The organism is Bacteroides sp. (assembly GCF_052357945.1).
Classification (GTDB): Bacteria; Bacteroidota; Bacteroidia; order Bacteroidales; family Bacteroidaceae; genus Bacteroides.
This window is the reverse complement of the sequence record NZ_DAWCXD010000071.1, coordinates 1-25,256: the sequence shown is the minus strand read 5'-3', so window position 1 is coordinate 25,256 and position 25,256 is coordinate 1. Positions and strand designations below refer to the sequence as shown.

21 protein-coding genes are annotated in these 25,256 nt (G+C 40.1%); 8 read left to right on the top strand and 13 right to left on the bottom strand.

Annotated features, from left to right (window positions below; genetic code table 11):
* Positions 1–610: 610 nt before the first annotated feature.
* A complete protein-coding gene (locus ACT8YW_RS13605) occupies positions 611–1,321 on the bottom strand; it encodes a tRNA1(Val) (adenine(37)-N6)-methyltransferase (protein ID WP_444105556.1) in 711 nt (236 codons plus the stop codon).
* 215 nt (positions 1,322–1,536) lie between these two features.
* On the opposite strand from ACT8YW_RS13605, the gene lon reads away from it, so the two are divergent.
* From lon to ACT8YW_RS13590, 3 genes are read left to right on the top strand one after another with little or no spacing between them, the layout of a single operon-like run.
* A complete protein-coding gene (gene lon / locus ACT8YW_RS13600) occupies positions 1,537–4,002 on the top strand; it encodes an endopeptidase La (protein WP_444105554.1) in 2,466 nt (821 codons plus the stop codon).
* Positions 3,999–5,129 (top strand): tRNA guanosine(34) transglycosylase Tgt, encoded by a 1,131-nt coding sequence (gene tgt / locus ACT8YW_RS13595; protein ID WP_281219160.1) that lies wholly within the window; start codon positions 3,999–4,001, stop codon positions 5,127–5,129. Before lon ends, tgt begins: the two co-directional genes overlap by 4 nt.
* A 3-nt stretch (positions 5,130–5,132) precedes the next feature.
* Positions 5,133–6,230 (top strand): LptF/LptG family permease, encoded by a 1,098-nt coding sequence (locus ACT8YW_RS13590; RefSeq protein WP_004295909.1) that lies wholly within the window; start codon positions 5,133–5,135, stop codon positions 6,228–6,230.
* A 232-nt stretch (positions 6,231–6,462) separates the two neighbouring features.
* Here the strand turns inward: ACT8YW_RS13590 and ACT8YW_RS13585 are convergent, their stop codons facing one another.
* On the bottom strand, positions 6,463–6,966 hold the full coding sequence (locus ACT8YW_RS13585) for a thioredoxin-like domain-containing protein (RefSeq protein WP_004295908.1): 504 nt from the start codon (positions 6,964–6,966) through the stop codon (positions 6,463–6,465).
* Positions 6,967–7,232: 266 nt separating this feature from the next.
* On the opposite strand from ACT8YW_RS13585, the gene serB reads away from it, so the two are divergent.
* Together serB and ACT8YW_RS13575 are read left to right on the top strand one after the other, a co-directional pair.
* Positions 7,233–8,462, top strand: coding sequence for a phosphoserine phosphatase SerB (serB, locus tag ACT8YW_RS13580; RefSeq protein ID WP_444105551.1), 1,230 nt, complete (start codon positions 7,233–7,235; stop codon positions 8,460–8,462).
* A 46-nt stretch (positions 8,463–8,508) separates the two neighbouring features.
* Positions 8,509–9,777 (top strand): DEAD/DEAH box helicase, encoded by a 1,269-nt coding sequence (locus tag ACT8YW_RS13575; protein ID WP_004295906.1) that lies wholly within the window; start codon positions 8,509–8,511, stop codon positions 9,775–9,777.
* Positions 9,778–9,827: 50 nt separating this feature from the next.
* Here the strand turns inward: ACT8YW_RS13575 and ACT8YW_RS13570 are convergent, their stop codons facing one another.
* From ACT8YW_RS13570 to rfbC, 3 genes are read right to left on the bottom strand one after another with little or no spacing between them, the layout of a single operon-like run.
* The gene (locus tag ACT8YW_RS13570) at positions 9,828–10,625 is read right to left on the bottom strand and encodes a DUF4738 domain-containing protein (RefSeq protein ID WP_444105549.1); all 798 of its coding nucleotides are present in this window, start codon (positions 10,623–10,625) and stop codon (positions 9,828–9,830) included.
* 36 nt (positions 10,626–10,661) lie between these two features.
* Positions 10,662–11,975, bottom strand: a complete 1,314-nt coding sequence (locus tag ACT8YW_RS13565) for a UDP-glucose dehydrogenase family protein (protein ID WP_122137200.1) — start codon at positions 11,973–11,975, stop codon at positions 10,662–10,664.
* A gap of 26 nt (positions 11,976–12,001) precedes the next feature.
* Complete coding sequence (gene rfbC / locus ACT8YW_RS13560; RefSeq protein ID WP_004295903.1) at positions 12,002–12,550, bottom strand: dTDP-4-dehydrorhamnose 3,5-epimerase; 549 nt, start codon at positions 12,548–12,550, stop codon at positions 12,002–12,004.
* Between the two features lie 90 nt (positions 12,551–12,640).
* Between rfbC and ACT8YW_RS13555 the strand changes: the two genes are divergently transcribed.
* Positions 12,641–13,726 (top strand): HU domain-containing protein, encoded by a 1,086-nt coding sequence (locus ACT8YW_RS13555; RefSeq protein ID WP_444105547.1) that lies wholly within the window; start codon positions 12,641–12,643, stop codon positions 13,724–13,726.
* An 18-nt stretch (positions 13,727–13,744) separates the two neighbouring features.
* Positions 13,745–14,272, top strand: coding sequence for an FHA domain-containing protein (locus tag ACT8YW_RS13550; protein ID WP_117937916.1), 528 nt, complete (start codon positions 13,745–13,747; stop codon positions 14,270–14,272).
* A gap of 2 nt (positions 14,273–14,274) precedes the next feature.
* Here the strand turns inward: ACT8YW_RS13550 and ACT8YW_RS13545 are convergent, their stop codons facing one another.
* The 8 genes from ACT8YW_RS13545 to ACT8YW_RS13510 form a co-directional block, all read right to left on the bottom strand.
* Positions 14,275–14,526 carry a hypothetical protein gene (locus tag ACT8YW_RS13545; RefSeq protein ID WP_122137198.1) on the bottom strand — a complete coding sequence of 84 codons (252 nt, stop codon included), beginning with the start codon at positions 14,524–14,526 and terminating at the stop codon, positions 14,275–14,277.
* Positions 14,501–15,019, bottom strand: a complete 519-nt coding sequence (locus ACT8YW_RS13540; protein ID WP_122137197.1) for a DUF3990 domain-containing protein — start codon at positions 15,017–15,019, stop codon at positions 14,501–14,503. Before ACT8YW_RS13540 ends, ACT8YW_RS13545 begins: the two co-directional genes overlap by 26 nt.
* Entirely contained in the window at positions 14,989–15,228 is a 240-nt protein-coding gene (locus ACT8YW_RS13535; protein WP_008017560.1) for a DUF3791 domain-containing protein, read from the bottom strand. The genes ACT8YW_RS13540 and ACT8YW_RS13535 overlap by 31 nt, the downstream gene beginning before the upstream one ends.
* A 222-nt stretch (positions 15,229–15,450) precedes the next feature.
* Entirely contained in the window at positions 15,451–16,131 is a 681-nt protein-coding gene (locus ACT8YW_RS13530; RefSeq protein WP_122137195.1) for a RipA family octameric membrane protein, read from the bottom strand.
* 11 nt (positions 16,132–16,142) lie between these two features.
* The gene (locus tag ACT8YW_RS13525; RefSeq protein WP_444105543.1) at positions 16,143–19,193 is read right to left on the bottom strand and encodes a PL29 family lyase N-terminal domain-containing protein; all 3,051 of its coding nucleotides are present in this window, start codon (positions 19,191–19,193) and stop codon (positions 16,143–16,145) included.
* 789 nt (positions 19,194–19,982) lie between these two features.
* A complete protein-coding gene (locus ACT8YW_RS13520) occupies positions 19,983–20,468 on the bottom strand; it encodes an HU family DNA-binding protein (protein WP_444105541.1) in 486 nt (161 codons plus the stop codon).
* A 445-nt stretch (positions 20,469–20,913) separates the two neighbouring features.
* Positions 20,914–22,353 carry a tagaturonate reductase gene (locus ACT8YW_RS13515; RefSeq protein WP_122137190.1) on the bottom strand — a complete coding sequence of 480 codons (1,440 nt, stop codon included), beginning with the start codon at positions 22,351–22,353 and terminating at the stop codon, positions 20,914–20,916.
* Between the two features lie 26 nt (positions 22,354–22,379).
* Entirely contained in the window at positions 22,380–23,447 is a 1,068-nt protein-coding gene (locus tag ACT8YW_RS13510; RefSeq protein WP_444105538.1) for a LacI family DNA-binding transcriptional regulator, read from the bottom strand.
* Positions 23,448–23,645: 198 nt separating this feature from the next.
* On the opposite strand from ACT8YW_RS13510, the gene uxaC reads away from it, so the two are divergent.
* Positions 23,646–25,052, top strand: a complete 1,407-nt coding sequence (uxaC, locus tag ACT8YW_RS13505) for a glucuronate isomerase (protein ID WP_117937912.1) — start codon at positions 23,646–23,648, stop codon at positions 25,050–25,052.
* Positions 25,053–25,256 lie beyond the last annotated feature (204 nt).

Here is a 25,256-nt window from a genome sequence, read left to right as displayed (position 1 = left end):
AGCGCACCTGCTTTGGGAGCAGGGGGTCGTGGGTTCGAATCCCGCTACCCCGACGAAGAAAATCAAGTCAAGAATCACAAAATAAAGCCAGTACAATTAGTATTGGCTTTTTTATTATATATAGGATAAGTGTAATTATCTCCGTTTGGGAGCAAATAAAAAGGGCAATTCTTTGAAATATCTTTGAACAGGTTTCTAGCATTATCCAGATTCACAGATTGAGCCTAGGAGCTCTTTATCTACATACTCAACAAAAACGACAGACCTTTATCAAAAGATAGAAAAGTCACTGAAAGAATTTAAAATAAAGCATATACAAAACAAATAATTTAAAAGAGTAGTATAGTTATTGTAGCAGCTTATTGAATTTAAGACTATCAAAAGACAAAATAATAATTTCACTTCAAGAGCAACTTCAGAAAGTACTGCTAGAAAATAGTGTTCAAAAGCTAGAAATTACTCTTTTGAATTATGAGTTAGAAAGGAATAGAACGAAGATCTTAAAATAGCGTTTTTGAACTAGCTTTGAAATAGTGACGGTATATGACAGCGATACCGTCACTACCGCAAGCATATACCGTCACTATCTTTACCGGATAGCGTCACCCTTTTACATGTTCAAATAATAATCCCGGGTTAGCGTCATATATTCCTCACTATATTGATGACGAGCCAGTTCTGTCAATAGTTCTTCTACAATGCACTCTTGATTGGAAAAAGAAAAAGTAATCAAAACACGCTTCGGAATACCGCCGGGTCTGGTGATTACATTCAGTTGACGGACTGCATATAATTTCTTTATAGAAGCTATCTTTTTTACCCGTTCAGCTACATCTGCCGGAATCACCACTGTAAAAAATCCGTTTTCTGTCAATAATCCGCTTACTCCTTCCAACAAATCGTCATAGGTCAAAGAATCATTGTGACGCGCCGCGGCTCTCTGACGATCCGGACATTCCAGCGAATCGACAAAATAAGGAGGATTAGAAACAATTACGTCGAATTTATCCGAAGACCTGTATTTCCTAAAATCAGCCTGCACCACCTCTACCCGCTCCTTCCAGGGCGAACGAATAATATTTTCCCTGGCTTGCCCGACAGCCGCTTCATCTATTTCCAACGCTACAATATTTGCATCCGGCAAACTGCGTTGCGCCAACATTAAAGCTACCAACCCTGTTCCCGTCCCAATGTCCAAAATCCGGTGCGCACTTTCAACGGAAGTCCAAGCTCCCAGAAGCACCCCATCCGTACCGACTTTCATGGCACATTTATCATGCCATACCGTAAATTGCTTAAATTGAAAATAAGGATTCGACATTTTATCCGTTTATCTTAAAGCCGTTTTATACTATTATTTTATTGCAAATCGCCAAAAATAAATAATAATTATGGAATACTCCCTTTACAAGCCGATATTTTGGCATTGTTTTTGTGTTTTTATTCTACACAGTGCTTTATTATTAGAGAGAATCAATTAACTTTGCAAACGATTTATGCATATCAGTATGACATAAACTAAATTAAAACGAAAAGATGAAAGAAAGATATTTATTGGAAGATGGAGGCGATAACAGCTTCTCGCTAATCACAGACTATGATGGGAACGATGAACAGGCATTTGATGTAAATGTGAAATCTGGTGAAATTCTTCCGGTACTCCCCTTACGTAATATGGTATTGTTTCCTGGAGTATTCCTGCCGATCACGGTAGGCCGTAAGTCTTCTCTGAAACTCGTACGAGATGCTGACAAGAAACATAAAGATATTGCAGTAGTATGCCAGAGATCGGCACATACAGAAGATCCGAAACTGGAAGATTTACACAATATCGGTACTGTAGGACGAATTGTGCGGATATTGGAAATGCCCGATCAGACAACAACTGTCATTCTTCAAGGAATGAAACGTTTAAGTCTGACTAGCATCATCGAAACTCATCCGTACCTGAAAGGTGAAATAGAACTTTTGGAGGAAGATGTCCCTGGCAAAGATGATAAAGAGTTTCAAGCCCTGGTGGAAACTTGCAAGGACTTGACAATGAGATACATCAAATCGTCAGATGTGATGCATCAAGATTCGTCGTTTGCTATTAAAAATATCAACAACTCAATGTTCCTGGTCAACTTCATCTGCTCAAACCTGCCGTTCAAGAAAGATGAAAAGATGGACTTGTTGAGCATCAACTCATTGCGTGAACGCACTTATCACTTACTGGAAATTCTGAACCGTGAAGTGCAGTTGGCAGAAATCAAGGCATCCATCCAAATGCGTGCCCGCGAAGATATCGACCAGCAACAACGCGAATACTTCCTGCAACAGCAGATCAAGACTATCCAGGATGAACTGGGTGGCGGCGGTCAGGAGCAGGAAATAGAGGAAATGCGCCAGAAGGCAGAAAGAATGCGCTGGAATTTAGAAGTCAGAGACACGTTCATGAAAGAACTTGCCAAACTGGAACGCACTCATCCGCAATCTCCGGATTACAGCGTACAGCTCAACTATCTGCAAACGATGCTCAATCTCCCATGGGGTACTTATACAACTGACAATCTGAACCTTAAAAACGCAGAAAAGACGTTGAACAAAGACCATTACGGACTGGAGAAAGTAAAAGAGCGTATTTTGGAACACTTAGCCGTATTAAAGCTGAAAGGTGATATGAAATCACCGATTATCTGCTTGTATGGCCCTCCGGGAGTGGGTAAAACATCTCTTGGAAAATCCATCGCATCTGCGCTCAAACGGAAATATGTACGTATGTCTTTAGGTGGTGTGCATGACGAAGCAGAGATTCGCGGTCATCGTAAGACTTATATCGGCGCTATGCCGGGACGAATCATCAAGAGCTTGATAAAAGCCGGTGCATCCAATCCTGTCTTCATCCTAGATGAAATAGACAAAGTCAGCGCCGACCGTCAGGGAGACCCCTCTTCCGCATTGTTAGAAGTGCTTGACCCGGAACAGAACACTGCTTTCCATGATAACTTCCTGGATGTAGACTATGACCTCTCCAAGGTATTGTTTATTGCAACAGCCAATAACCTGAATACAATCCCCGGCCCGTTGCTTGACCGTATGGAATTGATTGAGGTAAGTGGATATATCACAGAAGAAAAAGTAGAGATAGCCCGCAAGCATCTGGTTCCCAAAGAACTGGAAGCCAACGGACTTAAAAAGACAGATATTAAACTTCCCAAAGATACGCTGGAAGCCATAATCGAGTCATATACCCGTGAAAGCGGTGTTCGTGAGTTGGAAAAGAAGATCGGTAAGATTCTTCGCAAATCGGCCCGCCAATATGCTACGGACGGTTATTTCGCCAAGACGGAAATCAAACCGACAGATTTGTATGATTTCCTTGGAGCACCGGAATATACACGCGACAAGTATCAGGGAAATGATTACGCAGGTGTAGTCACCGGATTGGCATGGACAGCTGTCGGGGGCGAAATCTTATTTGTAGAAACCAGTTTGAGCCGCGGCAAGGGCGGACGTCTTACATTGACCGGTAACTTGGGAGATGTGATGAAAGAATCTGCCATGCTGGCACTTGAATATATCAAGGCGCATGCTTCTGTCCTTAGTCTGAATGAAGAGATTTTTGATAACTGGAATATCCATATTCACGTTCCTGAAGGGGCTATTCCGAAAGATGGTCCGTCAGCAGGTATTACGATGGCCACTTCACTGGCTTCTGCCCTGACTCAAAGAAAAGTGAAAGCCAACATTGCCATGACGGGAGAAATCACTCTTCGCGGCAAAGTGCTTCCTGTGGGTGGCATCAAGGAGAAGATATTGGCAGCCAAACGTGCCGGAATCAAGGAAATCATCATGAGTGCCGAGAACAAAAAGAACATAGATGAAATTCAGGATATTTATTTGAAAGGACTGACTTTTCACTATGTAAACGATATAAAAGAGGTATTCGCTATTGCATTGACTAACGAGAAAGTAGCGGATCCTATTGATTTATCTGTTAAGAAACCCAGCCAGGAATGACATTTGAGTTACAATATACAGACACTAAAAGTAATGCCCGTGCCGGTCTGATAACAACGGACCACGGGCAGATACAAACACCTATCTTCATGCCGGTGGGCACACTGGGCACTGTGAAGGGAGTACATCTGACCGAATTGAAAGAAGATATTCAGGCACAGATTATTCTGGGTAATACCTATCACCTCTATTTGCGTCCGGGACTGGACGTGATCGAGAAAGCAGGCGGGCTGCACCATTTCAACGGTTTCGACCGCCCCATGCTGACTGACAGCGGTGGTTTTCAGGTATTTTCATTAGCTGGAATCAGAAAGCTGCGTGAAGAAGGAGCCGAATTTCGTTCGCATATCGACGGAAGCAAGCACATCTTCACTCCGGAAAAGGTGATGGACATAGAACGTACGATCGGTGCGGATATTATGATGGCTTTTGACGAATGTCCCCCGGGTGACTCGGATTACGAGTATGCCAAAAAGTCATTGGGATTAACCCACAGATGGCTCGACCGTTGTATACAACGTTTTAACGAGACAGAACCTAAATACGGTTACAATCAGTCTCTCTTCCCCATCGTGCAGGGATGCGTTTATCCTGACCTGCGCAAGCAATCTGCAGAGTTTGTTGCATCCAAAGGTGCTGACGGGAATGCTATCGGCGGTTTGGCGGTAGGTGAACCGGTAGACAAGATGTATGAAATGATCGAGATTGTCAATGAAATACTTCCTAAAGACAAACCCCGTTACCTGATGGGTGTCGGAACTCCTGTCAACATTCTTGAAGGAATAGAACGCGGCGTGGATATGTTCGACTGCGTTATGCCTACAAGAAACGGACGAAATGGCATGTTGTTCACCAAAGATGGCATTATCAATATGCGGAACAAGAAATGGGAAACAGACTTTTCTCCCATCGAAGCCGACGGAGCCTCTTGCGTGGATACATTGTACAGCAAGGCTTATTTGCGCCATCTTTTCCATGCGCAAGAGCTACTGGCTATGCAAATTGCCTCCATACATAATCTGGCATTCTATCTGTGGCTGGCAGGGGAAGCAAGAAAGCATATTATCGCCGGAGATTTCTCGACCTGGAAGCCGATGATGGTCAAAAGAGTATCAACTAGATTATAAGAAATGAAAAGCAATCGATTTATAAAACGGCTGGACTGGTATATCATCAAGAAGTTCTTGGGGACATACGTATTTGCTATTGCACTAATCATTTCTATTGCAGTGGTATTTGACTTCAACGAAAAGATGGACAAACTAATGGAGCATGAAGCTCCATGGGATAAAATTATCTTTGAATACTACATGAACTTTATCCCCTATTTCTCCAATCTGTTCAGTCCGTTGTTCGTATTCATTGCTGTTATTTTCTTTACCTCCAAACTGGCAGAAAACTCCGAAATTATCGCGATGTTCTCTACTGGTATGAGCTTTAAGAGGATGATGCGCCCTTATATGATTTCTGCCGCTATCATCGCTCTCGTCACTTTCACACTAAGTTCGTATGTGATTCCGAAAGGAAGTGTTACGCGTCTGAATTTTGAAGACCGGTATATCAAACCAAAGAAACAAAACTCGGTAAGCAATGTGCAGCTGGAAGTGGATAGCGGAGTGATTGCATATATCGACAACTATAACAACGCAATGAAAACCGGTAACCGCTTTTCATTGGACAAATTTGTGGATAAAAAGCTGGTTTCGCATTTGACTGCACGACGGATTACGTACGACACCACCACCGTTCATAAATGGACGATCCACGATTATATGGTGCGCGAACTGGATGGTTTAAAGGAAAAAATCACTAAAGGAGACCGGATAGACTCTATCATCAACATGGAACCTTCTGACTTTCTTATCATGAAAAATCAGCAGGAAATGCTGACCAGTCCCGAATTAAGCGATTATATCGCCAAACAGAAACGAAGAGGATTTGCCAACATCAAGGAGTTTGAGATTGAATATCACAAACGAATCGCTATGTCATTCGCCTCTTTCATCCTTACCATCATCGGTGTATCGCTTTCGTCCCGAAAAACAAAAGGCGGTATGGGGCTTCATCTGGGTATCGGATTAGGGTTAAGTTTCTCTTATATCCTGTTCCAGACGATTACTTCCACCTTTGCCGTGAACGGAAATGTGCCACCTGCCGTTGCAGTCTGGATTCCTAATATCCTTTATGCGGGTATCGCATTCTTCTTGTACCAGAAGGCGCCTAAATAAAAGGTAGGCAAGCCTTCCGCAATCTTCACGGATTCTATCCATAGATTGCCCCAAGGTTTTAGATGCACCGGATAAACGAAGAGTATAAAAGTAGAAGTTCCGCCTATTCTTGCTAATGCAAGTGTAGGCGGAACTTTTTTGTTGTATCCATTTCCTCTTTTGTCTATTCTCCATTGTTTTCACCTGACGGTGATTTGGAAAATCCCTCTTTCTCCTTACATTCTTAAAATCGTTAACCGACTTCTTTTACATAAGCAGAAAGATCTGCAGCAGAGATGTTTTTGGCTATAATTACACCATTTCCATCCAATAAATAGTTAGTGAATCCCCGGTTTAAACGGTACTTCTTAAATAAGCCGGAATCCTCGCCTTCTGTTTCCACGAAACAAGTGGGCGTAACTATTTGATCCTTACGAACGGTTTCCTTAAATATTGACTGATATTCGTCAAATGAAATAGAAACCATTTCCACATTATGAGAAGAACGAAGCGCATTGCTCAAACTTACATTTTGCATCCGGGACTGCGCGTCATAACTTGCCCAAAAACTTAGCAACACATATTTACCTTTCAAATTTCCCAATTTAAAGGCGGGTTGCCCGTTTGACGTAGATTCGATTTTAAAATCAGGGGCTACGTCACCCTCACTCAAACCTCCGGTAGGTTTGTCTTTCTCAACGAAAGCGGTCAAGGAACAAATCAGTAATACAACAAAAATCCATTTTACATGCTTCATGTAATTCGGTTTTAGTTAATACTATCCGGGACTGTCCTTAAACAGTGGTTTCTTCCCGAAACATTGTCTTTTCAGGCATCAGGCGAAGAGGAATCCGCTGATTATCAGAGCCTTTATTTTTGAAACCGGGTGCAAAGGTAAGTAAATATTAAATTAACTTCCAAGCAAATAAGCAAAAATCTCACTTTTGGGGTATAACTTTTTATGTTATTTAGCATAAAAACGAACTTTTTTCTCTACTTTTGCAGAGTTAAAGTCTATTTTTTATGCAACCATCAAATACTGAATTGATTCTGATTCGAGTTACCGGCGAAGATCGCCCGGGACTGACTGCTTCCGTGACCGAAATCCTTGCCAAATATGATGCCACGATTCTCGATATCGGCCAGGCAGATATTCATAATACATTATCGCTGGGTATCCTGTTCAAGAGTGAAGAAAGACATTCCGGATTCATTATGAAGGAACTGTTGTTCAAGGCTTCTTCTCTGGGAGTGACCATCCGGTTTGAACCTATCACCACCGAGCAATATGAAAACTGGGTAGGTATGCAAGGGAAAAACCGTTATATCCTGACGGTTCTGGGACGCAAGCTTTCCGCCCGACAGATTTCTGCCGCTACAAGTATATTGGCCGAGCAGGGCATGAATATTGATGCTATCAAACGTCTGACAGGTCGTATCCCGTTGGATGAATGTCAGGCAGATACACGCACCAGGGCTTGCATCGAATTTTCAGTGAGAGGTACTCCGAAAGACCGCATTGCGATGCAGGAGAAGCTGATGAAGTTGGCCAGCGAACTGGAAATGGACTTTTCTTTCCAACAGGATAATATGTACCGTCGTATGCGCCGTCTGATCTGTTTTGATATGGACTCTACATTAATCGAAACAGAGGTGATTGACGAACTGGCTATCCGCGCCGGTGTAGGCGACGAAGTAAAGGCCATCACGGAAAGCGCTATGCGTGGAGAAATAGACTTTACAGAGAGCTTTACCCGCCGTGTAGCACTATTGAAAGGGCTGGACGAATCGGTAATGCGGGAAATAGCCGAGAGCTTGCCTATCACGGAGGGCGTAGAACGGCTGATGTATGTATTGAAGAAGTACGGTTACAAAATCGCCATCCTTTCGGGAGGATTCACTTATTTCGGTCAATACCTGCAAAAGAAATACGGTATAGATTACGTCTATGCCAACGAACTGGAAATTATTGATGGCAAACTGACCGGACGTTACCTTGGAGATGTAGTAGACGGAAAACGGAAAGCCGAACTGCTCCGCCTCATTGCACAAGTGGAAAAGGTGGATATTGCACAGACCATCGCCGTAGGAGACGGAGCTAACGACCTCCCTATGCTAGGAGTTGCCGGACTGGGAATTGCTTTCCACGCAAAGCCTAAAGTGGTGGCAAATGCCAAACAATCGATCAACACCATCGGACTGGATGGAGTGCTCTATTTCCTCGGATTCAAAGATTCTTACTTGAATATGTAATTAGACCAAAAAATAGATTATCTTTGCTGACAAATTAAATAAAAGAATGAAGTTTTCCGAACTACAATTAAATGCAAATGTGCTTGAGGCGCTTGATGCCATGCGATTTGACGAATGTACGCCTATACAGGAGCAGGCAATTCCAATCATACTTGAGGGTAAAGATTTGATCGCAGTAGCACAGACAGGAACAGGTAAAACGGCCGCGTTTCTACTGCCTGTATTGAATAAATTATCTGAAGGTAAACATCCGGAAGATGCGATTAATTGTGTCATCATGTCTCCTACCCGGGAATTGGCCCAACAGATCGACCAGCAAATGGAAGGGTTTTCCTATTTCATGCCAGTATCGAGTGTTGCCGTATACGGTGGAAATGATGGAATATTGTTCGAACAACAGAAAAAAGGACTCACTTTAGGAGCTGATGTTGTTATTGCTACTCCCGGACGTCTGATCGCCCATTTAAGCCTTGGATATGTAGATCTTTCCAAGGTTTCTTATTTTATTCTGGACGAAGCAGACCGGATGCTCGACATGGGATTCTATGAAGATATCATGCAAATTGCGAAATATCTGCCGAAGGAACGACAGACAATCATGTTTTCTGCAACAATGCCTGCAAAGATTCAGCAATTGGCAAACACAATCTTAAATAATCCGTCAGAGATAAAGCTCGCAGTTTCCAAACCTGCAGAAAAGATTATTCAGGCGGCATACGTTTGCTACGAAAATCAAAAGCTGGGAATCATACGCAGTCTTTTTATGGATGAAGTTCCGGAACGTGTGATTGTCTTTGCATCTTCTAAAATCAAGGTCAAGGAAGTAGCCAAGGCTTTGAAATCCATGAAACTGAACGTAGGGGAAATGCATTCGGATCTGGAACAGGCTCAACGGGAAACTGTTATGCATGAGTTTAAAGCCGGACGAATCAATATATTAGTAGCTACGGACATCGTTGCACGTGGTATCGACATTGATGATATTCGACTGGTTATCAACTTCGACGTGCCTCATGACAGCGAGGATTATGTACACCGTATCGGACGTACGGCACGTGCCAACAATGATGGCGTAGCACTTACGTTTATCAGTGAGAAAGAACAAAGCAACTTCAAAAGTATTGAGAACTTCCTGGAAAAAGAGATTTATAAGATTCCTATTCCTGAAGAATTGGGAGAAGCTCCGGAATACAAGCCACGTTCTTTTAGCAAGGGTAAGGGTGGCAACTACAAAAGAAAAGATTTCCGGGGAAAAAGGAATAATAATAACGGAGGAAAGAGAAATAACCGTCCGTCTCCCCCCAGACAAAATTAAAGCAAGGCTTTTTAATCCGGCACTATACGATCTGAATGTATGGTGCTTTTTTATTTGGATGAAGTAATAGTCAAATCTCCTTTAAAACTTACTTCCATATTTACAATGCTATATATGGAAGTTTCCGGAATGGCCAGGACAGCTTGATAATGAAAACCGTTCCGGTCTACTTTCACAAACTTTGTATCTGACAGGATGGATTGCTCCAGAAAATCGACAGGAAGTACTTTGTCAAACATCTGTTTGGTAACATCGCTGGCAAACAGGCTCTTTTTACCTTCATACACACAAATGTGCATCACATTATCATAGTATACATTATCCATGCTAATCCCGTCTTCGGAATAAGTCGTCTTGATGACTCTCATTTTAGAAGGATTAATATATACGTATGCGCGATAGCGAGTGCCATTATAGGTCACTACACTATCGCGTTTGGTTACTTCCGTATATGCCGGAATTACTAATTCCTGACGGGCAAAATAGATTGAATCATTGGCATCTTCGGATTTATGCAACTTAATCACATCATCCGTTATGGAATGAAACCAGAATATATGTTCTGCCTGCTTATCAATCTTGTAATAAGTAGTATCATTTCCATAAGTATAAAGAGTATCCCGTATTATTTTAAATGCAATGGGAGTACTTTGTACATCTGCATAGTAGATAGTATCTCCTTCTACACGCATCAACGGGCTCTCCGTTTCATCGTCCAGCCAAATTCCCTGCAGTAGCCCTTTTGCACTAAGATCCTCCTTCTCTTGTTGAAGAGAATGGGGATTCTTATTGCCGCTACATGCCGCGAAAAAGATTGCCATTAACGATACAGCCACATTTTTCATCATCTATTTTAGTTTTTGTATAAAGATACTCTTATTTTTTTATTTACCAATACAGTGATAAATAAATCCGAGTTCTTCCATCTCTTTTTTATCATATATATTACGTCCGTCCAACACAATCTGCCGGGACATCGTTTTCTTGATAACGGCCCATGAAGGCAGACGGAATTCTTTCCATTCGGTAACCAGCATCAACACATCAGCATCCAGTACGGCATCGTACATATCGCAAGCATAATAGATAGTATCACCAATCCTGCGCTTACATTCTTGCACGGCAGCCGGATCGTATGCGCGTACTTTACAGCCTGCTTTCAGTAATTTATCGATCAGGACTAATGCCGGAGCCTCACGCATATCATCCGTTTCCGGTTTAAATGCCAATCCCCACAAAGCAACAGTCTTACCCTGCAAATCACCATTAAACTGTTTCATTAGCTTTTCGAACAAGACGCTTTTTTGGTTCTCATTCACTTCTTCCACAGCCGTAAGTACCCGCATGGTATAACCATTCTGTTCTGCTGTTTTAATCAATGCCTTCACATCTTTGGGGAAGCAGGAACCACCATACCCGATGCCCGGGTACAAAAACTTACGTCCGATACGGGTATCCGAACCTATCCCACTACGCACCATATTCACATCCGCACCAACAATCTCGCACAAGTTTGCAATATCATTCATAAAGCTAATGCGGGTTGCCAGCATCGAATTTGCGGCATATTTAGTCATTTCCGCAGACGGAATATCCATGAAAATCACACGGAAATTATTCAATAAGAATGGTTTATATAGTTTGGACATCAATTTCTCCGCACGTGCCGACTCCACTCCCACTACCACACGGTCCGGGCTCATAAAGTCACTGATAGCATTTCCTTCTTTAAGGAATTCCGGATTAGAAGCCACATCAAAATCAACCTTCACGCCTCTCTTATCCAGTTCTTCCTGAATAACCGCACGAACCTTACTGGCAGTGCCTACCGGAACGGTACTTTTGGTAACCACCAATTTATACTGTTTCATGTTGCGACCAATGGTACGGGCCACCTCCAATACGTATTTCAAATCAGCGCTGCCATCTTCATCCGGAGGAGTTCCAACTGCACTGAATATAACTTCCACTTCATCCAGACAACTTTCCAATGAGGTAGTAAACTTCAATCGCTTTGCTTTCATATTACGGAGTACCATCTCTTCCAATCCATTTTCATAAATTGGAATGTTCCCCTTTTGCAAAGATTCGATTTTCTCTTTGTTCGTGTCTACGCACGTTACATTCACGCCAATTTCGGCAAAACATGTGCCTGACACCAGACCCACATACCCTGTTCCCACGATTGCAATTTTCATACTTAATCTATTGTTTGTTTAGAAATTCATTCAAAATAAACGGCGTCTTTGAAAGCAGTTCCCTCTCTGTCTTTCGCAGATAATAACATTTGCGACTCTGCCAACGGCCAGTCGATCCCCAATGCTTCGTCATTATATAAAATAGAGGCTTCTGCCTGCGGAGCATACTTATTATCTACCTTATATGTAAAAACAGCTTCTTCACTCAAGACAGCAAAGCCATGAGCAAAACCACGGGGAATAAAAAATTGTCTCTTGTTTTCTTCACTAAGCAATACACAAACATGCTTTCCAAACGTAGGCGATGATTTACGCAAATCAACGGCAACGTCGAGCACTTCTCCTTTAAGAACACGAACCAGTTTCGCCTGACTATGTTCTCCTTTTTGATAGTGCAATCCACGCAATACACCAAAAGATGATTTCGACTCGTTGTCCTGTATAAAGTTTACGGGACCAATATTGGCTTCAAACTCTTCTTTCTTATAGGCTTCCATAAAATAGCCCCGTTCATCGGAGAAAACTCTAGGCTCGATCAGCCATACTCCATCTATTTCTGTCTGTATATAGTTCATTATTGATAGTGATAAATAAAACGATGCAAAAGTAGTGAATTTTTCGAAGTTTTCTGGGATATATTCAATTTATCTCTTAATTTTGCAGACATGATTGAATTGGCACAACATATAGAGACTTTACTACTGGAAAACGACTGCGTCATTGTTCCGGGATTTGGTGGTTTTGTAGCGCATTATTCGCCCGCAACCCGCGTAAAGGAAGAAAATATATTTTTACCTCCTACCCGTATAATTGGTTTTAATCCTCAATTAAAACTGAATGATGGCGTACTGGTGCAATCTTATATGTCAGCATACGACACAAGTTTTGCTGACGCCAGCCGTATAGTAGAAAAAGAAGTAAACGAATTTATCGGTCTCCTTCATGAAGAAGGGAAAGCCCATCTGGATAATATAGGCGAGATTCATTATAACATTTATGGTAACTACGAGTTCGTTCCTTATGATTATAAGATAACAACTCCTTCATTGTATGGTCTCGACTCTTTTGAAATACATGAACTTTCGGCTCTGCAGCAGAAAGAAAAAGTATTGGTACCGACTTATCAGGAAAAGGAAAAGAAGACTTTTGAAATTAGTATCAACCGCGCGTATCTCCGCAATGCTGCAGCAATGATTGCTGCTATCGTACTGTTCTTTGCCTTTTCAACTCCGGTAGAGAATACCGACGTTCAAAAGAACAATTATGCACAGCTATTGCCCAGCGAGCTTTTTGAGCAAATAGAAAAGCAATCGGTTGCAGTAACTCCTGTTTATGTTAAGAACGATGCTGCGCAACAAGCAAAGAAGCTTTCTGCTTCTTCCGCTTCAACCAAAACTTCATCTGCTAAAAAGCATACAACGGATAAAGCCAAGACTTCCAAACCGATCGCAGTAAGAGAAGTGAAAGTGGTAAAACAGGAAACAGCGGCTCCTGCTCCTGCGGTGAAATCTCAAGAAAGTGCAAATCATCCTTTTCATATCATTGTGGCAGGAGGAATCAGCCTGAAAGATGCAGAAGTTATTGCGAACCAATTAAAATCAAAAGGATTTGCAGATGCAAAAGCTCTGAGCACTGATGGTAAAGTACGTGTCAGTATCAGTTCATTCAACAACCGTGATGAAGCGACCAAGCAATTACTTGAGCTAAGAAAAAACGAAACTTATAAGAATGCCTGGTTACTGGCTAAATAAAAATCCCTTTTAAAAAGCATGAAACGAGTTCTTTGTCCTAAATGTGAGAATTATCTTTATTTTGATGAAACCAAGTATAGTGAAGGCCAATCACTGGTGTTTGAATGCGAACATTGTGGCAAGCAATTCAGTATCCGGCTAGGAAAAAGTAAAGTAAAGGCTCTTAGAAAGGAAGAAAACCTGGAAGAAGAAGCTGAATCTCATAAAGAAGAGTTCGGATATATCACTGTAATCGAAAATGTATTTGGTTTTAAACAGTTACTTCCCTTGCAAGAAGGTGACAATGTCATAGGCCGCCGTTGCGTAGGAACAAACATTAATACTCCCATTGAAAGTGGTGATATGAGCATGGATCGACGCCATTGCATCATTAATATAAAGCGTAATAAGCAAGGAAAGCTAGTCTACACATTACGAGATGCTCCTAGTCTCACAGGTACTTTCCTTATGAATGAAATTCTGGGAGATAAAGACCGTGTACGTATTGAAGATGGCGCTATTGTGACAATTGGAGCTACCACATTTATTTTGCATACGGCTGAATGAACTTATAACTTATTTTGATACTCTCGCATGAATTCATCAGCGATATAGAGATTACCATAAAGATAAAGCCCTGTTTCCTTGTCATGCAAGTCAGCGCAAGTCTTGCTTTCATAAAACAATTGCAATGCTCTGACTGGAGTAATTTCCAAGCGTTTTGAAAGTTCGGCAGCAATGATACCGATACGATTACTTAATATTATCTCTTGAATTTCAGGAGACTTTACAGGATCATTCTGCCAGTTCTGTTCCATCATAAATAAGGTATTTATCCGTAATACTTTGGTTTAACAAACAAATCTGATTATTTGGTTGGTGTTGAGCAAGACGCTGTAATGCCACATCAGCACTCATCAAACCAGACATATATAAATTTACCGTATCAATTACCCGGTCATTCGCGACACCTCCCTCTATATAATCATAATTTGCCGCTGGATTCAGTCCACGACGACTGGCTACAATAAATTCCAACCATTCCGAATCGTAAGCTTTGAACACCTTACAACGAGCCTTTTCCAAAACAAGTTCTCTATCAAGTTGGTAAATATTAATAATGGCTTGGGTGTTGCGTCGCTTAGCCGTTGCAATAGCCCAACGACAAGCCTGCTCTTTGATGTCTGTAACATAGAATCCACGACCAAAATCAAGATTCTCCCTTCCTAAACGACAAATAGGAACATCAACTCGTTCCGTTCCTCCATGATATACTGTTATTTTCATCGTTTTGCCTCCCAAGTTGTCAGACATTCTATCATATTATCAGTCACATGCTCGCGACTCTCGGTATGTAATACATCATAGCAAGGCAAGATGTAATTCTCAATCATACCTACACGCTTCATGCGGGTAAAAACTTCTTGATATGATTTACCTAATCGGCGTGCCGTACTTTCAATGCAGGACGCTACAAATGCTAATGTCACTTCAGTATGTGATAATTCAATCAGATTTTCCATATTAAATCCTGTATAAAGCTAATTTGAGCTAATTACAAAGTTAATGAATATATCTGGAAACAGATAAAGTTTAATCTTCTTTTTATTGTTTTTGAATCATTCGATTCGTAGGAAGTACAATTCTAGTTCATATTAAATGGCATTACTAATATGAACAGAAATAAAAAAGGATAGGAATCTATATATTGGTAATATTCCTATCCTTTTTTCATTGTTTTATGTTCAAGCTATATCCAGATGTTCCGAAGAATACAATTTATGAGCTTTCCCATAAAGGCAATATCCAATTATAGCCGTAAGAAGGGAATAACCGAAAGAGGGAATCCACCAATAACAGTCTACAAATCTCCAAAGAAAAACAGAGCTTGCTATCCACATTAAAATAACACTCCATACAAACCATTGAGTTACTTTTTGAGTTGAGATAAACTTGGGCAGCATATTATTAGGTACACTTCTATCCGGTTCTCTCATAACTTTTCCATATACAAATATTTCAGATGAAACCGGTGAGATATTGGATGGTTGACTTGAAGTTGTTTCAAAGAAATCGACCTCTCTCTTTTTCACGATTCGTATCCAACTCTTCATCCATTCATAATGCCCAATAATACTAGCCAGCCAACACATAGAAGCAAACCATCCTAAGGTAATAATCAAAAGTGGTAGCCATATACTATCTAAAAATGAAAAAATAGTTCCACTGCAAGGACCGTATTGAACATTTTCTGATTGCGGTATAATGGTATAAAATGCCACAAACAAAGCACCGACGAAAATGGCGTAATAGTTAACCCATGTGTGATAACGTTGTACATGGAACTGGTAGGATTCAACAGCCTTGTCATATGCGGCTTGTTTCTTACAGATTTGGTCGCAAGGATTTGAACTTGAGTTACACATAATTATATAGTTTAAAATTCGACTTCTGATTTAATTTCAAATCCTCCCCATCCATTTATATTATATCCTGAAGCATTTATTGGAATAAATAGATATTGAGGATAATTTTTACCACACATGATCGGATCTGCAATATAGCTAAATCCATAATATTTCCGTGTACTATCTGTTCCAAAAACGATATAGACTGGAACAGTAGACGTATATGTATCACCATCTGCTAAATTTACCATTCCTAATGTTGGTGATTTTAGAGCCTTACAATATACTTTATTAAAAATACGAGTCCAAGAATAGCTAGTATATTGTTTTTCTCTGCCACCATCTACAACAGTATGTGTTTTTTTATCTTCTTTCCCTACAAATGCACACTTTCCAATAGATTTTATTGAATTCCCGATACTTAAATATCCTTCAAATCCAATACAAGCATAAAAAGCATAAATACCCATAGTCTCAACCTTATTAGGAATTATCAAGTTACCAGTAAATCCACTACATCCTTCAAAAGCATGATCGCCAATACTCTTAACATTTTCTCCAATAGTAATTTCTCCTTTAAAAGAGCTACAACCATGAAAAGCGTAAGTCGGAATATCTGTTAACCCATTTCCTATACTCAATGAACCTGTAAAAGTAGAAGATTGAAATGCAGACCCTTTCATACTTGTTACACTATTCGGTATTACTAAGTCTCCTGTTACTTTGCTACAACCAGCGAATGCTGCTGTTCCAATACTCTGCACTCCCTCTTCTAATATCAAAGTCCCGTTAAAAGCAGAATATTCAAAAGCACGTTCTCCAATTGTTACAGTTTTTTGAGGAATTACAATATTCCCTGTTAATTTAGAAGTATTCGCAAAAGCATATTGACCAATACTTTCTACTGTCTGAGGTATATAAACGGAAGTAATAGAACTATTATAAAACGCTCTATCTGAAATTGTTTTCAAGTTCAAAGGTAACAACACCGTAGAAACTTTAGAACTATTAAAGGCACTAGCAGGTATACTTACATCACCCAATTCTGAAAGATCTACCGTTTTTAAGTTAGGCATAGTCTTTAAAAACTCGTAATCAAAGGTATTCAGATGTCCTGTGATTTTCAATTCTTCTAAAATTTTAGCGTCTTCACTATTGATTTGTTGTTCCAAAGTTCCTGCTGTTGCTACGTAAATATCCTGTGAACTTCCTCCACGCTGAGTAATCTGTATTGTTTCAGAAGTAACTCCCAATTTGTCAACTAATTTAATAATTGAATAACGCAATTGAGTATTATTATTCTGTTGGACATTAAATGCAATCGTTTCATCCCGCATTATGGCACGTGATGTCGGAGCGATAGAAATCCATGTTTTATCCGCTTCTGGAATTTCTATGGTATAATCGATATTAGTGGAAAGCTGCACACTCACTGTACCACCAGTATAAGGAACTGTATAAGAACGATCGGTGATATTAATCACTCCTTCCACAAAATTGATAGAACGCATGATAGTCCGTTCCTCACCATCGGAGACGAAAACCAATACCTCACTACTAAGTATCGTTCCCGGTGTACTTACCTCAATTACTCCAGAAGCATTACCCGAGGATTTTACCACAGCACGGAAACCATCTTGCGCCAAAGCTTTCACTACTGTCTTATCTGTAGCCCCCATAATAGTATATTGAATGGGATAAGTCTGATTGGCCAATACCCGTATATCCTCCGTTTCATTGAAAGTGATAGACAGCTTTTTGTGTTTGGGTACGGAGATAATGTTTCCGGCTTGCATCTCCAAATAAACATAATCATCATCCTCCGTCACATTCTTGAAGAAAGCGTCTCCACTTGTTCCATCCGCACCGGTCGCTTTTCCAAGTTTTGTCCAGTTTGAACCATTGTCATAAGATATATACCAATAACCGTCTTCTTCTATCTTCAATTGCGGAGTAACACCGTTATTACCGTCTGTACCATCTTGTCCATCATTTCCATTCGAGCCGTCAACACCTTGCGCCTTTATCTTATTACTATTATCATCTTTCATCCAATCTCCATTCAACGTCCAATAATAGATACCGTCGGTATCTTGCTTCACTCCGACAACAGGTGTCACCCCATCCTTGCCATCCGAACCGTCTTGACCATCATTACCATCTGCCCCATCTTTACCATAATATATGGTTATCGGTTCACGTTTTTCAAAATAAAGTTTATAACCAATCACCTTCCCATTATCATTCAAAGGTACCACATTAGTTATACCATCTTTTTGTTGTAGTGCTTCAATGATTGATTGTATAGACGAAATATCAGTATTCATCTGTTCACACAAGCTTTGCAATTCGCCAAAAGCATACCAAGTCGGCAGTTTTATAACAGTTCCATTCGACAAGGTAAAAGTAACAAAGTCCTGACTGGAAGTGTAATCTATATCACTAAACATATCGTCACCATCCACTCCATCTTTACCAGTATCACCTGTAGCCTGCCCTATATTCGACCACGTACTGCCATTATTCACCGACAGCCACCAACGACCATTTTCTATTTTCAATTGTGGAGTAATGCCATCCATACCAGGTTTACCATCTATACCATTTTCTCCATCTTTTCCATCTTCACCTACTGCCTTTACTTTATTCCCAGCATCATCAATTAACCATTCCCCGTTTAACGTCCAATAATAAACATTATCCGTATCTCGTCTCACGCCAACCACCGGCGTTACTCCATCCTTACCGGCAATACCCGTATCACCTTTATCCCCCTTTTCTCCATGATAAATAGTAATGGGATCTCCCTTTGAAAAAGAAATAGTGTAACCAACCGTCTTACCACCTTCTGTAACAGGATTTACTTTTGTGATGCTTACATTACTTTGCAAAGCTTGTAGTAACGTTTGCAACGCCCCAATGTTTCCATTCATCTGTTTACAGAGTTCTTCAAGTGAAGTTACCCTGCCATCCAATTGATGAATACTATCCCATAAATCATCAGTGTTTGTTTTGCAGCTATAGAATGAAGTACTTAAAGCTGCAATCATTAAGAAAAAGAATACTGTCTTTTTCATCATAATTATTAGAGTTTTTGTCGCCACCTCAACTCCTTAGCAGTGGTAAGTCTATAAAAAAAGTGTGGAGTCGTTAGTTTATCTGTTAGGAGGTTCTGGTAAAACCTTGACATAAATAAACAATACCCCACACTCGTATATATATGCAATATAAAATTACACACGACTATACAAGTGATGAGTGTTATTGCTATCCTTATGTCAATTGAAATTTACCAGATTTCCTAACAAGGATAAAAGCTAAACACTTTCATCTATTAATATGTAATGTTGCACATGCAAACACTATTGCTGCAACGCTACAAAGATAGAAAATATTTCGCATAAACAACACTCTTGGGGTATTGAGACTGCAAATTTGGGATAAAATGAGATGAAAAGCAATATTGAAGATTAATTATCTTCATTGTATCTTGAGGATAATACGCGTTTGAACAATCTACTGCTATAACGCGGCAAAGATTAAAAATATTTTCACAAATAATTTTTCTAGAGGAAGCTAACAGAAGAAAAATCAAGATACTTCTTACTTTTTGATAAAATAGGTGATAAAAAGAGATAGGAAAACAAATTATAAATCCAGTAGAAATCCTACTTTCCGCATACAAATCTTACTAAAATTTTGCACCTAACAGTAAATTCACCGTTGGGCAACGGCAAAAATGTCGTCAGGCAACCACAAATTCACCATTGCCCAACGGCGAATTAGAGCATTTCTACCCGAAATATCAAAAAAAATAGGGAAAGCTCTGTGAAGAACCTTCCCTATCTAAAGTTATTTTTTAGTAAGAATTAAGCTGCCGGATCCGGAGCTTCTCCTGAATCTCCTCCAGAAGAGCCACCTCCTTCGCTAGGTTCTCCACCGTTATCCCCGTTAAGATTGGTTACGTTATCTCCAAACAGCTCTATACTAGCTGATCCAAGCATTTCCTTGAATGCACCTCCCGGAGTAAAGACTATCTTCCTCCTAATAATAGTATTAACACTCACGTCTTCAGCTTTATCTTGGCTCTCGGCATTAATAGCTGGACGAAATGAACCGAACTCTCCCAACTTTACAGAGAATCCTTCTTCTAAAAATGACACCATAGTATCTTGCACTCCTTTCAGTACCACATCCACCATAGCCCGATGAACGCCTGTCCGCTGATTTACTTCATCACATAACTTGTTATAGTTGATGCTCCCAACTAGAACGTTTGCTGCAACATACTTTTCTACCTTATTTTCCTTATCGAAACATAAGGTGATTTTTTTCTTTTTATATCTGATAGCCATATGCGCCTAAGATTAAAAAGTTAAACAATATTAGGAAGCCACACTATTGACTTCGCAACAAAGGTATGAACACATTACGAGATTTACAAGCAAGATTACCATGGTAAAAAAGGTCTTGATTCATTGTATTTTACAGATGACTTTTTATGCAATATTCATCATGTCAAATTCGTTTTCTCCTTATAAACCAAGCATTTATAAAACAAAAAAGTAGAATAATAATTCATATAAAAAGAGACAAAATCGGTCATTAAGGATTTGAGCCTTTTCAAACCGTGAAAACGAAGAAAAAGAAAGTTGTGGAAATAAAAAATACGAAGAATGCAAATTTGATCTTTAACAATTAATAACTTACCGTCTCTTAATTATCTAACAGTTAAGGGCATTTTGATAGTTGTATACTCTACCAAAATGCCCTCTACTTTTATCAACCTTAGGTTATATCTTACAGAATACCTTTAACGGTCTCAAGCATTCCTTTTTCCTGGATAGAATCCAAATCAGCTTTTACGGCTTCTGTCAATCCCGGAATCTTATTCAAATCTTCTCCCCAGATAAAATCTGCAGCCAGAACACCTTCAGCAACTTTCTTTGTGCAACCTGTTGCCCAAAGTTCTTTCAGCAGGTTCATGATTTCAGGAGCATCATTCGGAACAATTTCAGCACCATCAGCACGTACACCACCTTTATAATAAGTAATGATAGCAGCTAATCCAAGCACCAGTCCTTTAGGAAGTTCACCTTTACGTTCCAGATAAGTCTTCAATCCCGGCAAATCACGAGTTTCATATTTAGGGAAAGAATTCAGCATGATACTGGTTACTGCATGATCCACGAACGGATTGTTGAAGCGTTCCAATACATCATTTGCAAATTTCTCCAACTCATCCTTCGGCAAGTTCAAAGTTTCCATCAGTTCGTCAAACATTACCTTGTGGATATATTTACCAATCACTTCGTGCTGGCAAGCATCACGCACAATATTCACTCCCGAGAGATAAGCAACCGGAGAAAGAACTGTATGCGGGCCATTCAGCAAAGTAACCTTACGTTCGTGATAAGGAGCTTCTGACGGTACAAACAATACATTCAAGCCTGCCTTGTCAGCCGGGAACTCTTTTGCAACTTCCTGCGGAGCTTCAATCACCCACAAATGGAAAATTTCAGCCTGAACAACCAGATTATCATCATATTGCAGTTTTTCTTTGATAGCAGCAATATCCTTGCGCGGGAATCCCGGAACAATACGGTCTACCAATGTTGCATATACACCACAAGCTTCTTCAAACCAAGTTTTAAACTCATTACCCAAGTTCCACAATTCAATATATTGATAAATTGTTTCTTTCAACTTATGACCATTCAGGAAAATAAGCTCGCAAGGGAAAATAATCAAACCTTTTGTCTTATCACCATTGAATGTTTTAAAACGATGATACAGTAATTGAGTCAGCTTACCCGGATAAGATGAAGCAGGAGCATCTTCAAGTTTACAAGCCGGATCAAAAGCAATACCAGCCTCTGTAGTGTTTGAAATAACAAAACGCATTTCAGGTTGCTCTGCCAACTTCATAAACTCGTCATTTTGAGTATATGGGTTTAAAGCGCGGCTGATTACATCAATCATTGTCAAGCTGTTAACTGCCTCTCCTTTGTCCAATCCTTGAAGGTTTACATGATAAAGATCATCTTGTGCATTCAGCATATCGACCATCCCTTTATCAATCGGTTGAACCACTACTACACTGCTGTTGAAATCAGCTTTCTGGTTCATGTTATAAATAATCCAATCTACAAATGCACGCAAAAAGTTACCTTCGCCAAATTGGATAATACGCTCCGGACGTTGTGTTTTAGGAGCAGTTTCTTTGTTTAATGCTTTCATGTTAGTTGTAATTTATAAAGTTGATATTATACAAATTCAAAATAAAAATCAATGTTTTCCTTTATCAGGATATCAATAGGCATGTATTTTACAAGTTCAACAGACTTCTTAAACACGACATGATCGCACAAAGCCTTCACCCCACAATATCCTTGCAAACCCGGACGTTGCCCGATTAAATAATGCACATCACCGGATTTTAATAAATCTACGTTTGCTTTCAGAAGGTCATATCCTATCAGTCCTTTCATGCTACGTCCCGCATGACGAAGATACTCTCCCAACTGATACACTCTGGAATTAAATACAACTCCCAGTAAAGCCTTCGGATGTGCCTGAAAAAACTCATCCAATGTCTGTTGGTTACTTTCCTGATCGGATTTATTAAGTACTACCTCATGGATTACCAAGTTATTATATTCTTCGGCAATGTAACTCATAAAACCATCCAAACGGCGTTGCATCTGTATTTCAGCCGGATTATCTTTATTGTTACTTAAAAACAAAACCAACTCCTGGCCTTCTCCTGCCGAATAATTGCGCATCAATATTTTCGCTGCGATATATCCGCTCTTATATGAATCCTGCCCGATATATGTCAATGCTTTCGCTTCTTCCATATTGAAATCGACAAAAGCATAAGCAATCTTATTTTCCTGTAAATAGGCTGTCAGCGCCAGTGTCTCTTCCCGAAAATTCGGAGAAATCAATACCGCATCCACATTCTTTTCTTTTATGGAAAGGCAGGCTTCCTGATAACTCTTCTCATCCCCATGGTGATAGCACAGATAATCTATACTCACATTAAAAGGACGCAACTCTTGCCGGGCACGCTCAATCCCCCCTACTACCGAATGCCAATAATCATGCTCTATATAATAAGGTATCAAACAGAGGAAAGAATATTTCTTTTTAGCAGCCAAACCGATAGCAAACACATTGGGCTGATAATGAATCTCATCCAACACCTTTTGTACTTTGGCTTTGCTTTTGGGAGACACGTCACCGCGATTGTGCAACACCCTATCAACCGTTCCGGCGGAAACACCGGCCATACGGGCAATGTCTTTAATGGTATAGTTCTGGTCCTCCATAGTGCTAAAACTTAAATATTATAAATAATCGCTGCAAATATACGAATTATTTTGTTACTCCAAGTAAATTTTCTATTTTTGTGTTCGATAACGGTTAATAAAACTAAAACGAGATTTACACCTATTAGCTTTAAAATCAATACTATATAGGTATAAATACAGAAAGTAATAATTTTATATACTTAAAACACAGTAATAATGAAGAACTTCATGGACGAAAACTTCTTGCTGCAAACAGAAACTGCGCAAAAGTTGTATCACGAGCATGCGGCTAAAATGCCGATCATCGACTATCACTGTCACCTTATCCCTCAAATGGTAGCTGACGACTACAAGTTTAAATCACTGACTGAAATCTGGCTGGGCGGTGACCACTACAAATGGCGTGCAATGCGTACAAACGGTGTAGACGAACGTTTCTGTACGGGAAAAGATACCACAGACTGGGAAAAATTTGAAAAATGGGCGGAAACAGTACCTTACACTTTCCGCAACCCATTGTACCACTGGACTCACCTTGAACTGAAAACGGCATTTGGTATCAATAAAATATTGAATCCACAAACCGCACGTGAAATTTACGATGAATGTAACGAGAAACTGTCTCAACCCGAATATTCAGCTCGTGGAATGATGCGTCATTATCATGTAGAAGCCGTTTGCACAACGGATGATCCTATCGATTCATTGGAATATCATATCAAAACACGCGAAAGCGGATTTGAAATCAAGATGTTACCAACATGGCGTCCTGATAAGGCTATGGCTGTAGAAGTCCCTGCAGATTTCCGCAGTTATGTAGAAAAACTAGCAGAGGTAAGTGGTGTTACCATCTCCAACTTTGATGATATGATCGCTGCTTTGCGCAAACGTCATGACTTCTTCGCAGAACAAGGCTGCCGTCTGTCTGACCACGGTATTGAAGAATTCTACGCAGAAGATTATACAGATGCTGAAATCAAAGCCATCTTTAATAAGGTATATGGTGGCGCAGAATTGACCAAAGAAGAAATTCTGAAATTCAAATCGGCAATGCTTGTGATCTTCGGTGAAATGGACTGGGAAAAAGGATGGACTCAACAATTCCATTATGGCGCTATTCGTAACAATAACACGAAGATGTTTAAATTACTGGGTGCTGATACAGGTTTCGATTCTATCGGTGAATTTACAACCGCCAAAGCAATGGCTAAATTCCTTGATCGCCTGAACACTAATGGCAAATTGACTAAAACAATCCTCTACAACTTGAACCCATGCGCCAACGAAGTGATTGCAACAATGCTGGGTAACTTCCAGGATGGTTCTATCCCGGGAAAAATCCAATTTGGTTCCGGATGGTGGTTCCTCGATCAAAAGGATGGTATGGAAAAACAAATGAATGCTTTGTCAGTGCTCGGTCTTTTGAGCCGCTTCGTAGGTATGCTGACAGACTCCCGTTCCTTCCTATCCTACCCGCGTCATGAATATTTCCGCCGTACATTGTGTAACCTGGTAGGACGTGACGTAGAAAACGGAGAAATTCCGGCATCTGAAATGGATCGTGTAAACCAAATGATTGAAGATATCAGCTACAACAATGCCAAGAACTTCTTCAAGTTCTAATAGATAGTAGTTACACTATAAAAAAATACCGCTACCAAAGTCGAATATAGCTTTGAGTAGCGGTATTTTTTATTCCTACAGCTGAACTGTAACAACAAAAAGGCTCTTAACAAAAAAGGAGAACCTTTTAAGTTCTCCTTTTAATAATCTTTGTACACCCTCAGGGACTCGAACCCTGGACCCATTGATTAAGAGTCAATTGCT